This is a genomic window from Microbacterium sp. CJ77 (assembly GCF_002911615.1).
Taxonomy (GTDB): Bacteria; Actinomycetota; Actinomycetes; order Actinomycetales; family Microbacteriaceae; genus Microbacterium.
Window position 1 is genome coordinate 78,160 of the sequence record NZ_PQBR01000007.1, and the last position, 13,419, is coordinate 91,578.

The window sequence follows — 13,419 nt, forward strand, 5'->3', positions numbered from 1 at the left end:
CGTAGCCGTGGCAGTGCTTCCGGGGGGGAGACGCGCTCTCGTCCAGCGACTCGGGGTCGTCATCGATCCTGGGTTGCTGACGCTTGCCCTCACACATCGCTCGTACGCGTACGAGAACGGTGGCACGCCGCACAACGAACGTCTCGAGTTTCTCGGGGATTCGATCCTCGGGCAGGCCGTGACGGTCATGCTGTTCACCCGGCATCCGGAACTCGATGAGGGTTCGCTCGCGAAGCGACGGGCGAGTCTCGTTTCCACGGTCGCGCTTGCCGAGGCGGCGCGCTACATCGATCTCGGACGCCATGTGCTGCTGGGCCGCGGTGAAGAGCAGACCGGCGGACGCGACAAGGACTCGATCCTCGCCGACACGACCGAGGCGATCATCGGCGCCACGTACCTGTCGGCCGGCGCGGACGCCGCCACCGACCTCGTGCTTCGTCTGATGGAACCACTCCTCGACGATCCCGAGCGTTACGGCGCGGCGATGGACCCGAAGACGAGTCTGCAAGAGCTCGCCGCCCGCCGTCAGGAATCCCCGCCGGCGTATTCGGTGCAGGCCGCGGGCCCGGATCACAACCGCATCTTCACCGCCACCGTGCGCGTGGGTGCGACGGCCGCCCAGGGCGTCGGATCCAGCAAGAAGGCCGCCGAGATGGCCGCTGCTCTCGCGGCATGGCGGGACATCACGACCCGAGATGTCGGGAGCGACGACATTTCGGCACGTGCCTGAGCTCCCCGAGGTTGAGGTCGTTCGCGCGGGGCTCTTCCCGGCGGTGACCGGGGCCCGGATCGTGGCCGTCGACGCACGTGATGCTCGCGCTCTGACCCGGCATACGGGCGGACCTCTGGATTTCGAGACGCGCCTCCCAGGACGCCGGATCATCGGGGCCGCGCGGCGCGGCAAATTCTTGTGGTTGCCGCTCGCGGGAGGTATGCCCGAGGGCGACGGTGACGCGACCGACGGCGCCGAGGCGATCCTGGTCCACCTCGGCATGAGCGGGCAGATGCTGCTTCGTGCCGATGGCGCGCCGATCGAGCGGCACGAACGCATCCGACTCTCGATAGATCATCCCGAGCACGGGCCGCTCGACGTCGTCTTCGCAGACCAGCGAACGTTCGGGTCACTCGCGATCGACCCGCTCGTTCCCACCGCGGACGGCGAGGCCGCGGGGTGGGGAGCCGCGGATCCGCTGCTGCCGAGCCAGGTCTCGCACATCGCGCGGGACCCCCTCGACCCTGCCTTTCGCGACCGGGCGTTCGTGCACGCGCTGGCGCGCAAGGACTCGGCCGTCAAGCGGGTGCTGCTCGATCAGACCGTCGCGAGCGGCATCGGCAACATCTACGCCGACGAGGCGCTCTGGGCCGCGCGCATCCATCCCGAGACATCCGCTCGTACGCTGTCGACGCGGGCCGCGGGTCGGCTGCTCACCGAGGTGCGAACCGTGTTGAACCGGGCACTCGCCGAGGGGGGCACGAGCTTCGACGCGCAGTACGTCAATGTCAACGGACAGGCCGGCTATTTCGCACACAGCCTGCGGGCATACGGTCGCGCGGGCCAGCCGTGTGAGCGGTGCGGTCGCCCTATCGTCCGCGCCTCGTTCATGAACCGGTCGAGCCACTTCTGCCCGCGCTGTCAGCGCGTCCCGCCGCCGCGCTGACCCCGACCATCGAACCTGGCGCGGTGCTCCGGGCGCCGAGACAACCCTTCGTCGACGAATCACCCCGTGGCGAGGGTGTTTTCGTGGCATCAGGGGTGTTTTCGGCGAAGGTGCCGGAGGGGAGCGAAGGTGGTGGGAGCGGACGGGGGAAACGGATGCCCGGGGTCAGGGCTCGAGGATCTTCTTCCACGCACCCTCGTAGGCGATCGGCACGAACCCGATGGCCTCGTTGATGTCGAGCATCGGGCGGTTCTCTTCGGCGTTGTACGTGAGGACGCGTGGCGAGGCGGGCACGAGATCCCTCCAGGCGCGCAGGCCCGCACACTTCACGAGCATCCCCAGGCGGTGCCCACGGTGCTCCCTCAGCACGAGGGTGTCCTCCTGGTGAGACGCGGCGGTCCGGTCCGGCCCGATCGCCAGCTCGTTGAACGCGCACAGCTCGCCCGTCGCGATGTGCTGGGCCGCCGTCACCCGGAGCAGGCGGCCCCCGTCGATGGCGCGCGCATCGTTCCGTGCCACGCGCTCCGCGTCCCAGGTCTCTTCGTCGTACTCGATGGCCGCGGACGGGGCATCGGTCACCATCCGTGACTTCATCCAGGCGTAGCCTTCGACGAACTCCGGGGGAGTGGGCGCCTGCCACGACACGAGCCGATAGCCGTCGGCCGCTGCCGACGCCCGCTCGAAGAGTCGGTCGATCTCGTCGAACGGTGCCCGCAGGTCGAAGGCGCTGTTCCGGTCGATCTGCTCCAGTGAGAAGCCGTGCCTCACGAAGAACCGGGCGCCCGGATCGTCGGCCGGGATGCTCCCGAACCCGGTCGGCGGTTCGAGCCTCGGACCGGGTCGGTCGGGGTGCTCCGCCCACGATTGCAGGACGGTTCGCCCGTGCTCGCGCGCGGCGCGCTCGACCAGCTCGAGCGCGCCGGTGCCGATGCCGCGGCCCCGGACATCCGGAAGCAGCTCGATCAGCATGTACGCGATACGCGAGTCGGTCTCGATCGGAAGATCCAGGCCGACGCGCCCGACGGGACGGTCATCGTCGAGGACGAGCCACGACAACCGGATCTCATAGGGTTCGGGACGGTAGCTGGGCAGCAGCTCGGCGGCCGACATCGAGTGGTCGTCGTGGCCGGAGGTGTGCCGGTAGACAGCGTTTCGAATGTCGGTCATCGCGCGGAAGTCCGCGGCGTCGTCCGAGTCGACGGACTCGGGGATGACGAGGGGTCGGTATTCGATGTGATCACGGGTTGCGCTCATCGGAAGTCTCCTATGTGGGTGGGTGATGCGTGCGGATGCACGACGCCGGGTCAGGCGCCGTGCATCCAGAGCCGCGTCGCGTAGGCCGCGTCGGCCTCGTGACGCTCGCGCTGTTCGGCGTGGAAGGTGCGACGCCTGTGACGTTCGAGGGCATCGGCGTCGCTCGCGGGGCGTGAGCCCCACAAAACGAGCCAGAGCCCGACGCGCATCGCCGTGCGGTCGAGCAGGGACGTGCGGGCGATGCGGTTCGCCACGGGTGCGAGCGGGGCGAGTTGCGCGAGCGTATCGGGCGGATGGGACAGGGACGTCTGCGGCTGGGTCAGCTGCGTATTCATGGGGTTTCCTCGGAAAGGTGTCGAACGAGAAGGGTCTTTGGGGATGCCTGTGAGAAGGCATCCGGAGCCGCGTCCCGCTCGTCGACGCATGCGCGAACGGAGCGGTGAGGCGGGAGGATGCGGGTCAGCCGAAGCAGGGCTGTCGCAGGCGTGGAGTTGCCCCGCCCGGATGCGGGCGGAGTGCTCCTATGCGGCGGTCAGCGGCCGGTGTGGACGCGGCCGCGCGAGAAGGCGCCGAGGGAAGCGGTCACCAGGGAGAACGCGACGACTCCTCCGCGAGCGGAGCGAGTGGCGGCGACGCCTGTGCGTGTGATGTTCATCAACATGGTGACCTCCTTTCAAACCTCTGGCGCGAACAGCGACGAATCTATCTCTGACGCGAAGAGTGACGCTAGCGCGCGCTCGCCCACGGCGTCAAGCCGATTCACAGAATTCGAGCGGGGTCGGGCGTTGCCTGACGGGCGGGACGCCTCGGCTCGGGTAGCCTGAACCGCACGGTAATGCTGGGTCGGAGGCTGAATTCATGCACCTGAAGAGCGTGACGCTCAAGGGGTTCAAGTCGTTCGCCCAACCCACGACGTTCGCGTTCGAGACCGGCGTGACGGCGATCGTCGGGCCCAACGGATCCGGCAAGTCGAATGTCGTCGACGCCCTCGCATGGGTCATGGGCGAGCAGGGTGCCAAGACGTTGCGCGGCGGCAAGATGGACGACGTCATCTTCGCCGGGACCTCGACGCGCGGGCCGCTCGGCCGTGCCGAGGTCCGGCTCACGATCGACAACGCGGACGGCGCTCTGCCGATCGAGTACTCCGAGGTCACGATCAGCCGCACGCTGTTCCGCAACGGCGCGAGCGAGTACGCGATCAACGGCGACACGTGTCGGCTGCTGGACGTGCAGGAGCTGCTGAGCGACTCCGGCCTCGGGCGCGAGATGCACGTGATCGTCGGACAGGGCCGTCTCGACACGGTTCTGCAGGCGAGTCCCGAGGACCGGCGGGGGTTCATCGAAGAGGCCGCAGGCATCCTGAAGCATCGTCGTCGCAAGGAGAAGACCCTTCGCAAGCTCGAAGCCATGGAGGCGAACCTCACCCGCCTGAGTGACCTCGCGGGTGAGATCCGTCGGCAGTTGAAGCCGCTCGGGCGCCAGGCCGAGATCGCGCGCGAGGCGCAGACGATCGCCGCAGTCGTCCGCGACGCGAAAGCGCGACTCGTTGCGGATGAGCTCGTCGGGCTGCGGAACGAGCTCGCGGCACACGTGCGCAGCGAGCACGAACGCCATTCCGAGCGTCTGGTGCTGCAGGAGCGAGCGGACGACGTCCGCAAAAGGATCGAGATTCTGGAGTCCGAGCGCCGCGGATCGGATGCGGTCGACGCCGCGCGCAGCGTGCTGTTCGAACTCGAGCGGGTGCGGGAACGCCTGCGCGGGCTCTTCACCCTCGCGAACCAGCGCATCGCGCTGCTCGGCTCGGCCGAGGAGCAGACCGAGATCGGATCGAGCGTTTCGCAGGCCGATATCGACGAGGCGCGTGCCGAGATCATCGAACTGCGCGACGCCGTCGACGCCGCGGCCGAGATCGCGACCGACGCGGGACGTGCCGTCGCGCACGCGAGGGCGGAACTCGACGCGCTCGACACCGACATCGCCGCCCAGAGCGCCCTGGTCTCCGAACATGAGATGCGCATCACGGCGCTGCGCGGATCCGCGGATGCCGCGGCATCCGCTCTGGCGGCCGTGCGCGGTGCCGTGCTCCGTCAGCAGAACGCCCTCGACGCCGCTCTGGCTCGGCGATCCGCCGCCGCCGAGGCGCTGGAGGCGCTGGAGCCCCTGCCACTGCCCGCGGGGGACGTCGATCATCCGGCCGCCTATGACCGGGCCCAGCGGGCCGTCGCGGACGCCGATGCCGAGCTGGCGGGCATCCGGGACAGGTTGCACGCGGCGGAGCGTGAGGCGGGAGCCCTGACGGCGCAGACGGCCGCGCTCACCCGGGCGCTCGATGTGCGCAACGGTGCATCGGCGTTGATCGAGCGGGGCATCGCGGGTGTCCAGGGTCTGGTGGCGGATGGCATGCAGGTGCGCCCCGGGTACGAGGCCGCGATCGCCGCCGTGCTGGGATCGATCGCCGAGGGTCTTCTCGTGGACTCGCGAGACGCGGCGTTCGATGCCCTGTCCGAGGCCGAGCGCGCGGACCTCGGGGCCGTCGAGATCGTCGTGGGCGGAGCGGATGCTCCGGCATCCACTGATTTCCCGTCGCTTGACGGAATCGTGCCGGCTCTCGACGTCGTCACCGCACCGGGCGGTGTGCTCGGCATGCTCGCGCACGTCGCGATCGCGGACGACCTCGATGCCGCACGTGCCGCGTGGCCGCGCCTGCAGGCCGCTGTCGGCTCGACACCCCTGACGCTGGTGACGCGCGCCGGAGAGGTCGCGACCGCCTACCTGTTGCGCGGGGGGAGCGGCGGCTCTCCGTCGCGCTTGGCGCTCGTCGCCGAGCGGGATGCGGCGGCCGATCGCCTGGGCGAGTTGACCGTCATCGTCGACTCGTTGCGCGATGCCTCGGCGGATGCGAAGAAAGCCCTTGCCGAGGCCCGCCAGAAGGCCGCGACCGCGTTGCACGACATGCGGGCGTACGATGCGGCCCTCGCGGCTCGCGCCGAACACGTCAACCGCGTCACGGTGCAGCATGAGGCCGCCGTTGCCGAATGCGAGCGCCTCGAGGCGGGTCTGGCGCAGGCTCAGTCCGCCGTCAGCGATGCGGAAGCCGCGGCCCACCGCACCGCGAAGGAGCGCGACACGGCGCTCGAGGCTCCTCGCCCCATCCTCGACGCTTCGGCCCGCGAGGGTGTGCTTGGCGAGGTGGAGGCGGCCCGCGAGTCCGAGATGCGTGCGCGGCTCGAGGTCGAGACGCTCCGAGAACGCGTCCGCGCGCAGGAGGCGCGGGTCGTGTCGCTCGAGCGGCGTCGAGAGAGCGAACGCGCCGCCGCGGAAGAAGCCGCGCGTCGCGCCGTCATCCGCCGCGCCCAGCGCGAGGCCGCCGCGGGAGTGATCGCGCGGGTGCCGCACGTGCTCGACGCGGTGGAGAGGTCCGTCGCTCAGGCGGGACTCGATCTGGCCAACGCGGAACGCGAACGCACCGAGCAGAACGCCGAACTCACAACGCTCCGCGAGCAGGACATCGGACTTCGTGAGCGTCTGGCCGCCCTGACGGAGGGCGTGCACTCGCTGGAGTTGAGGATTCACGAAAAGCGCCTGCACGTATCCGGCCTGCTCGATCGGGCGCGGTCCGAGCTCGGACTCGAAGAAAATATTCTCATCGAGGAATATGGTCCGGATCGCGAGGTGCCGACCCCCGAGGCGGGCGAAGACGCATTCGAACCGTTCGATCGAGCACGGCAGCAGCGCCGACTTCAGCAGGCGGAGCGCACTCTCGCGCAGCTCGGTCGAGTCAATCCGCTCGCGCTCGAGGAGTTCGCCGCGCTCGAGCAGCGGCACGCGTTCCTCGTCGAGCAGCTCGGCGATCTGACGCAGACCCGCAAGGACCTGATGACGATCATCGGCGACCTGGACGAGCGGATGCAGACGATCTTCGCCGCGGCCTTCGACGATACGAAGGCCGCGTTCGCGGAGGTCTTCCCGGTGCTCTTCCCCGGAGGCGCGGGGAGCATCTCGTTGACGGATCCCGCGAACATGCTCACGACGGGTATCGAGGTCTCGGTGCGACCGGCGGGCAAGAAGATCGAACGGTTGTCACTGTTGTCGGGCGGCGAGCGGTCCCTCGCCGCCGTCGCCCTGCTCGTCGCGATCTTCAAGGCCCGCCCGAGCCCGTTCTACATCCTCGACGAGGTCGAGGCGGCGCTCGACGACGCCAACCTCGGTCGTCTGCTGACCGTGTTCGAGCAGCTCCGTGAGAACAGCCAGTTGATCGTGATCACGCACCAGAAGCGCACCATGGAGATCGCGGACGCGCTGTACGGCGTCTCGATGCGTCAGGACGGCGTGTCAGCCGTCGTCGGTCAGCGTGTGGGCGAGCGCGCCTCCGCGTAGGCTGGACGGATGGCGGAAAGCTCCTGGTCGCTCGGTCGTGCCCTGCGCGGCATGTTCGTCAAACCCACGATCGACGAGACGACGTGGGATGACCTCGAGACGGCGTTGATCCAGGCCGACTTCGGCCCCGAGATCACCGAACGCATCGTCGACGAGTTGCGCGGAAAGGTCGAGCGTTACCGCACGACCGATCCGAAGGATCTGCAGCGGATGCTCCGCGAAACGCTCGAGGAGCACTTCGCCAAGTTCGACACGACGCTGAAGCTGACCGAGCGTCCCGCCGTCGTGCTGGTGGTCGGCGTCAACGGCGTGGGCAAGACCACGACGATCGGCAAGTTCGCGAAGTTCCTGCAGCGCTACGGTCGCTCGGTCGTCGTGGGTGCGGCGGACACCTTCCGCGCCGCGGCCGTCGACCAGTTGGCCACGTGGGCAGAGCGCGGGGGAGCCGCGATCGTGCGCCCCCAGCAAGAGGGGCAGGATCCGGCATCCGTCGCCTATCAGACGGTCGAGTACGCGCAGCGCACCGGGACCGAGATCGTGCTGATCGACACCGCCGGACGCCTGCACACCAAGGGCGGGCTCATGGACGAGCTCGGCAAGATCAAGCGTGTGATCGAGAAGCAGGCTCCGATCAGCGAGGTGCTGCTCGTGCTCGACGCGACGACCGGCCAGAACGGCGTCATGCAGGCGCAGGCATTCCTCGAGCACGCCGGCGTGACGGGCCTCGTCCTGACCAAGTTGGACGGCTCGGCCCGCGGGGGCTTCGTGCTCGCCGTGCAGGAGCGCACGGGCATCCCCGTGAAGCTCCTCGGCCAGGGCGAGAGCATCGGCGACCTGACGGGCTTCACCCCCCACGTGTTCGCGGCGGCGCTCGTCGACTGAGCCGCGGCCCTACGCTGTCAGCGGATGCGCCGCAATAGCGTCGTGTTGGCTACCGGACGGTGCCGCGTGCTGGTTTCATGGAGACATGGCGATCGAGCACGACTTCTTCGGGGTACTCGAGTCCGGACCGGATGGATCGATCTTCTGGTCCGAGAACATCGAACTGGGCGACCAGTCGGTGACGGTGGACCTCACCGCGCCCGACCAGGACGACGTGTCGTCGGCGGCACTCGACATGGCGGCGACCCTGGTGTCATCGATAGAAGAGGTCGACCGCCGCGCGCGCGACGCGATGCTGTCTCTGTTCGATGACCGGACGAGCGAGGTCACCGAGTACATCATTCAGCAGCAGGAAACGCTGGGCGACGACATCGAGGGGATGCTCACCGACATCTCGGGCGACATCGCCGTGGACGTCATCCGTTCCCTGCAGTTGATGAGCATGACGATCCTCGCGGACGAGATGGGCACGGGCGATCCTTTCGCCGTCCTCGAGTACGCGCTCGATCCCGACGCGACCGACGACGTGCTGCTGGTGAACATGAGCAGCGACGGCGACGTGCAGTCGGTGACCAGCGCCGAGTAGCGCCGTCGCGCGCGCTAACGGAGGAGATCCCCGGTTCGGAGGATGCTGCCGTGAGTTGCGATCCTCCGAAGTGGAGATTCCCTCCCGAGCGGGGCTCGGGCGCGGCTCAGACTGCCTGAGCGAACCCGAGGTCGGCGGCCTCGGCGATGTGCGACAGGTGCGCGGGGATCTCGCGGCCCTTCGAACGCATCGACTGCGCCCAGAGGCGTCCGGCGCGGTACGACGAGCGCACGAGCGGGCCCGCGAGCACGCCGAGGAATCCGATCCGCTCCGCTTCTTCCTTGAACTCCACGAACTCCGCGGGCTTCACCCAGCGCGCGACCGGCAGGTGCCGCGGCGTCGGTCGCAGGTACTGGGTGATCGTGATGATGTCGGTTCCGGCGTCGTGCAGGTCCTGCAGGGCCTGCACGACCTCCTCGGGCTCTTCGCCCATGCCGAGGATGAGGTTCGACTTGGTGATGAGTCCGGCGTCGTGCGCCTGGGTCAGCACGTCGAGCGAGCGTTCGTACCGGAACGCCGGGCGGATGCGCTTGAAGATGCGCGGAACGGTCTCGACGTTGTGCGCGAAGACCTCGGGGCGCGCGTCGAACACGACGTTCAGCAGGTCCGACCGGCCCGAGAAGTCCACGGCGAGGATCTCGACTCCCGTGTTCGGGTTGGCGGCGTGGATTCGCCGAACGGTCTCGGCGTGCAGCCAGGCGCCCTCGTCGGGCAGGTCGTCACGAGCGACTGCCGTGACGGTCGCGTAACGGAGCCGCATCTGCGTGACGCTCTCGGCGACGCGGCGAGGCTCGTCCGTGTCGTAGTCGGCGGGTTTGCCCGTGTCGATCTGACAGAAGTCGCAGCGCCGCGTGCACTGCGAGCCGCCGATCAGGAACGTGGCCTCGCGGTCCTCCCAGCACTCGAAGATGTTGGGGCAGCCGGCCTCCTGGCAGACGGTGTGCAGGCCCTCGTCCTTCACGAGCGAATGCAGCGCCGTGTACTCGGGGCCCATCTTCGCCTTGGTCTTGATCCACTCGGGCTTGCGCTCGATGGGGGTCTCCGCGTTCCGGATCTCGAGCCGCAGCATCTTGCGGCCATTGGGCGCAGTCGCGGGCGTCGAGCTTGCTCCGTGCGAGTGGGAGCCCGACCCGCAGGCCGGTCCGCAGCCGCTCACGCCAGAACTCCCGCGTACTCGGTCTGGAACGTTCGGCTGACGGTGTCGAGGATGTCGCGGGGTGAGACATCCGCTCCCACCACCTCGCTGACCGTGGTGACCCCGGCATCCGTGATCCCGCAGGGCACGATGGCGCGGAAGGCGGCGAGCGAGTTGTTGCAGTTGATCGCGAAGCCGTGCATGGTCACGCCGCGCTGCACGCGAACGCCGATCGCGGCCACCTTGTCTTCCGAGAGGGGCCGACGCACCCAGACGCCGCTCCGGCCCTCGACGCGGTAGCCGTCGACACCGTGGGCGCTCAGGGCCTCGATGAGGATGCCTTCGAGACGCCGCACGTGCGCAACCACGTCGATCGGCTCGGGCAGGCGCACGATCGGGTAGCCGACGAGCTGGCCGGGTCCGTGCCAGGTGATCTTGCCGCCACGGTCGACATCGACGACGGGTGTGCCGTCGATCGGACGTTCGTGCGCTTCTGTGCGCTTGCCGGCGGTGTAGACGGCCTCGTGTTCGAGCAGCAGCATCGTGTCGGGGCGGATGCCCCCGAGAACGTCGGCGTGGACCTGCCGCTGCAGCTCCCACCCCTCCACATACGGGACGTAGTCGGGGGCGAGCCCGACCGTCTGCACTTCGAGCACGCGCACTCCCTCGTTCGTGGAACGTGTTTATGGATCGCGTCCAACAATACCCCCGACCGCCGGAGAAAGGGCGCGCCACCCCTACCCTGGAGGCATGTCGTCCGAGCCCCGCAGCGGTAGGCCGCGCGCGTCGTCGCGCGAGGTGCTCGCCGAGGCCGCGTGCGAGCTCTTCCTCGAGCAGGGGTATGCCGCGACATCCGTGTCGGACATCACCCGCCGTGCTGGGGTGAGCCGCTCGAGCTTCTTCAACTACTTCCCCTCGAAGGCCGATGTGCTGTGGGGTGGTCTCGATGAGAGGATCGCCGAACTCGGCGAAGTGCTGGCGGGCGCGCGGATGGCGGAGGCCGACGCCGATGTGCGCCTCGCGCTCACGGCGATGGTGCACGGATTCGCCCCCGACAGCCTCGCGCTCGCGCTCATGAACGCGCGTCAGATGGGCCTCGACGACGAACTCGAGCGCGAGGCATCCGTCCGTCAGGCGCGGATCGCGCGACTCGTCGCCGACAGGTTGCGCCGGGCCGGCGTCGATGAGTTGCGTGCCGCGGTCCTCGGGTCGGCCTTCGGGGGAGCGGTCCTCGCCTCGGTCGAGGAGTGGGCGCGCCTCGGGCCGGGACGCGCCTCGCTCCGCGATGTGCTGGATCGCGCCCTCGCGGTCATCGACCTTCGCTCCGCCTGAAGGCGTCGACGGGATCCGACGCTTCAGCGAACGGACGCGACATGCCGTCGGCGGGGCAGCGCGCACGGCATGTCGCGTCCTCTCGCGGCCGGACCGAGAGGATCGGCCCCGAGCATCGGCCCCGGCATCCGCTCGCGTAAACTCGACGCATCATGGCTACCTTCGGCACCCTCTCCGATCGGCTCACCGATACGTTCCGCAACCTTCGTAAGAAGGGGCAACTGACACCGGCGGATGTCGATGGCACCGTTCGCGAGATCCGGCGCGCCCTGCTCGAGGCCGACGTCGCGCTCGTCGTCGTCAAGGACTTCACCGCGAAGGTGCGCGAACGGGCGCTCGGCGACGAGGTCAACAAGGCGTTGAACCCGGCCCAGCAGGTCGTGCAGATCGTCAACGAAGAGCTCATCGCGATCCTCGGCGGACAGCAGCGTCGTCTGCAGTTCGCGAAGACCGCTCCGACCGTCATCATGCTCGCGGGCCTGCAGGGCTCGGGTAAGACGACGTTCGCGGGCAAGCTCGCCAAGATGCTCGAGAAGGACGGTCACACGCCCCTTCTCGTCGCCGCCGACCTCCAGCGTCCCAACGCCGTCAACCAGCTCCAGGTCGTGGCCGGCCAGGCGGGCGCCGCGATCTACGCGCCCGAGCCCGGCAACGGCGTCGGCGACCCCGTTCGCGTCGCACGCGACGGTGTCGAGACCGCGCGCCGTCAGCAGCACGACGTCGTCATCATCGACACGGCCGGACGCCTCGGCGTAGACGCCGAGATGATGAAGCAGGCCGCAGACATCCGCCGCGGCACGAACCCCGACGAGGTCCTGTTCGTCATCGACGCGATGAGCGGACAGGATGCCGTCAACACGGCCAAGGCCTTCCAGGAGGGCGTGGACTTCACCGGCGTCGTGCTGTCGAAGCTCGACGGCGACTCGCGCGGTGGTGCCGCGCTGTCCGTCGCATCCGTCACCGGTCGCCCGATCATCTTCGCGTCGACGGGTGAGGGGCTCGACGATCTCGAGGTCTTCCACCCCGACCGGATGGCCTCGCGCATCCTCGACCTCGGAGACATCCTCACCCTCATCGAGCAGGCGCAGAGCGCCTTCGACGAGGAGGAAGCCCGCAAGGTCGCCGAGAAGATCGCGACCGACAGCTTCACCCTCGAGGACTTCCTTCAGCAGATGCAGCAGCTGAAGAAGATGGGCTCGATGAAGAAGATGCTCGGGATGCTCCCGGGCATGGGTGCGATGAAGGACCAGCTCGAGAACTTCGACGAGCGCGAGATCGACCGCACCGAGGCCATCATCCGGTCCATGACGCCGGGCGAGCGTCACAACCCGAAGGTGCTGAACGGGTCTCGGCGCCTGCGCATCGCGCGAGGCTCGGGCATGACCGTCACCGACGTCAACCAGCTCGTGCAGCGGTTCGACCAGGCGGCCAAGATGATGAAGACCGTCGCGCGCGGCGGCACCCCCCAGATCCCCGGGATGGGACCCATGCCGGGAGCGCGCCCGGGTGCGTCGTCCAAGCGCGGCAAGCAGCCCAAGGCCAAGGGTGGATCGCGATCGGGCAATCCGGCCAAACGCGCGGCCGAGTCATCCGGTGTCGTCGCGAAAGCGCCGACGGGCTCGGGCTTCGGTCTGGGCGGCGGTGGCGCGGCCAAGGAGCCGACCGAGGCGGATCTCGCCGAGATCCAGAAGCTGTTCGGCCGCGGGTGATCGGTGCGGAGCCGGGGCCGAACCGCGCGGGTCAGCCCCGGCGTCGCCCGGGAAGCACGAGCGGCGTGCGCGCCGCGTAGTCGAGGTACTCCGATCCGAATGCCGCGCGCAGGTACCGCTGTTCGACGCGTGCCTTCGCGACGAGCAACGCGGTGAGCAAGAGCCACACGACGATGAGCTCAATGCGCGCTCTCCAGAGCACCCAGCCGGCGGAGGCCACGATCAGACCGAGGTAGACCGGATTGCGGGTGTAGCGATAGGCGCCCGTCGTCCTCAGCGGCGCTCCCGGTTTCGGTGCCACCCACGGCACGATGTCCCGGCCCAGAGCGGCGATGCCGGCGATCGACACGGCCAGGCCGGACAGGCCCACGATGGCGGCGATCGCCGTCACGATCGGCGTGCTCCACAGGGGCCCGCCAGGCAGAAGCAACAGGAGCAACAGCGCGAACTGCACCACAACCATCCACGCGTGGGGAGCTCGCACGA

The 13,419-nt window shown here is 68.9% G+C and carries 13 protein-coding genes; 7 read left to right on the forward strand and 6 right to left on the reverse strand.

Annotated features, from left to right (window positions below; translation table 11 throughout):
* Window positions 1-7 precede the first annotated feature (7 nt).
* Window positions 8-730, forward strand: coding sequence for a ribonuclease III (gene rnc / locus C2868_RS06250; RefSeq protein WP_100810878.1), 723 nt, complete (start codon window positions 8-10; stop codon window positions 728-730).
* A complete protein-coding gene (mutM, locus tag C2868_RS06255) occupies window positions 723-1,658 on the forward strand; it encodes a bifunctional DNA-formamidopyrimidine glycosylase/DNA-(apurinic or apyrimidinic site) lyase (RefSeq protein ID WP_100810877.1) in 936 nt (311 codons plus the stop codon). Before rnc ends, mutM begins: the two co-directional genes overlap by 8 nt.
* A 165-nt stretch (window positions 1,659-1,823) precedes the next feature.
* Here mutM and C2868_RS06260 read toward each other — a convergent pair whose 3' ends face one another.
* From C2868_RS06260 to C2868_RS17685, 3 genes are all read right to left on the reverse strand, one after another.
* A complete protein-coding gene (locus C2868_RS06260) occupies window positions 1,824-2,912 on the reverse strand; it encodes a GNAT family N-acetyltransferase (RefSeq protein WP_100810876.1) in 1,089 nt (362 codons plus the stop codon).
* 50 nt (window positions 2,913-2,962) lie between these two features.
* A complete protein-coding gene (locus tag C2868_RS06265) occupies window positions 2,963-3,247 on the reverse strand; it encodes a hypothetical protein (RefSeq protein WP_100810875.1) in 285 nt (94 codons plus the stop codon).
* Window positions 3,248-3,444: 197 nt separating this feature from the next.
* The gene (locus C2868_RS17685) at window positions 3,445-3,573 is read right to left on the reverse strand and encodes a hypothetical protein (protein ID WP_258034413.1); all 129 of its coding nucleotides are present in this window, start codon (window positions 3,571-3,573) and stop codon (window positions 3,445-3,447) included.
* Window positions 3,574-3,770: 197 nt separating this feature from the next.
* On the opposite strand from C2868_RS17685, the gene smc reads away from it, so the two are divergent.
* From smc to C2868_RS06280, 3 genes are all read left to right on the forward strand, one after another.
* Window positions 3,771-7,289: a chromosome segregation protein SMC gene (gene smc / locus C2868_RS06270; RefSeq protein WP_100810874.1), complete on the forward strand. Its 3,519-nt coding sequence runs from the start codon at window positions 3,771-3,773 to the stop codon at window positions 7,287-7,289.
* Window positions 7,290-7,298: 9 nt separating this feature from the next.
* Window positions 7,299-8,171 carry a signal recognition particle-docking protein FtsY gene (gene ftsY / locus C2868_RS06275; protein WP_100810873.1) on the forward strand — a complete coding sequence of 291 codons (873 nt, stop codon included), beginning with the start codon at window positions 7,299-7,301 and terminating at the stop codon, window positions 8,169-8,171.
* A gap of 85 nt (window positions 8,172-8,256) precedes the next feature.
* The gene (locus tag C2868_RS06280) at window positions 8,257-8,757 is read left to right on the forward strand and encodes a DUF2004 domain-containing protein (protein WP_100810872.1); all 501 of its coding nucleotides are present in this window, start codon (window positions 8,257-8,259) and stop codon (window positions 8,755-8,757) included.
* A gap of 106 nt (window positions 8,758-8,863) precedes the next feature.
* Here the strand turns inward: C2868_RS06280 and lipA are convergent, their stop codons facing one another.
* Window positions 8,864-9,826: a lipoyl synthase gene (gene lipA / locus C2868_RS06285; RefSeq protein WP_100810871.1), complete on the reverse strand. Its 963-nt coding sequence runs from the start codon at window positions 9,824-9,826 to the stop codon at window positions 8,864-8,866.
* 83 nt (window positions 9,827-9,909) lie between these two features.
* A complete protein-coding gene (lipB, locus tag C2868_RS06290; RefSeq protein ID WP_308455393.1) occupies window positions 9,910-10,554 on the reverse strand; it encodes a lipoyl(octanoyl) transferase LipB in 645 nt (214 codons plus the stop codon).
* An 88-nt stretch (window positions 10,555-10,642) separates the two neighbouring features.
* On the opposite strand from lipB, the gene C2868_RS06295 reads away from it, so the two are divergent.
* Both C2868_RS06295 and ffh read left to right on the forward strand, forming a co-directional pair.
* Window positions 10,643-11,224 (forward strand): TetR/AcrR family transcriptional regulator, encoded by a 582-nt coding sequence (locus tag C2868_RS06295; RefSeq protein WP_100810870.1) that lies wholly within the window; start codon window positions 10,643-10,645, stop codon window positions 11,222-11,224.
* 152 nt (window positions 11,225-11,376) lie between these two features.
* Window positions 11,377-12,933: a signal recognition particle protein gene (gene ffh / locus C2868_RS06300; protein WP_103663086.1), complete on the forward strand. Its 1,557-nt coding sequence runs from the start codon at window positions 11,377-11,379 to the stop codon at window positions 12,931-12,933.
* Between the two features lie 31 nt (window positions 12,934-12,964).
* On the opposite strand, the gene C2868_RS06305 is transcribed toward ffh, so the two are convergent.
* Window positions 12,965-13,417: an isoprenylcysteine carboxylmethyltransferase family protein gene (locus C2868_RS06305; protein WP_146048013.1), complete on the reverse strand. Its 453-nt coding sequence runs from the start codon at window positions 13,415-13,417 to the stop codon at window positions 12,965-12,967.
* Window positions 13,418-13,419: the final 2 nt, after the last annotated feature.

Coding starts and splice junctions, on each gene's coding strand:
- C2868_RS17685 (WP_258034413.1), bottom strand. CDS start 3,573: ATGTTGATGAACATCACACGCACAGGCGTCGCCGCCACTCGCTCCGCT.
- C2868_RS06280 (WP_100810872.1), top strand. CDS start 8,257: ATGGCGATCGAGCACGACTTCTTCGGGGTACTCGAGTCCGGACCGGAT.
- ftsY (WP_100810873.1), top strand. CDS start 7,299: ATGGCGGAAAGCTCCTGGTCGCTCGGTCGTGCCCTGCGCGGCATGTTC.
- C2868_RS06260 (WP_100810876.1), bottom strand. CDS start 2,912: ATGAGCGCAACCCGTGATCACATCGAATACCGACCCCTCGTCATCCCC.
- ffh (WP_103663086.1), top strand. CDS start 11,377: ATGGCTACCTTCGGCACCCTCTCCGATCGGCTCACCGATACGTTCCGC.
- C2868_RS06295 (WP_100810870.1), top strand. CDS start 10,643: ATGTCGTCCGAGCCCCGCAGCGGTAGGCCGCGCGCGTCGTCGCGCGAG.
- C2868_RS06265 (WP_100810875.1), bottom strand. CDS start 3,247: ATGAATACGCAGCTGACCCAGCCGCAGACGTCCCTGTCCCATCCGCCC.
- smc (WP_100810874.1), top strand. CDS start 3,771: ATGCACCTGAAGAGCGTGACGCTCAAGGGGTTCAAGTCGTTCGCCCAA.
- lipA (WP_100810871.1), bottom strand. CDS start 9,826: ATGCTGCGGCTCGAGATCCGGAACGCGGAGACCCCCATCGAGCGCAAG.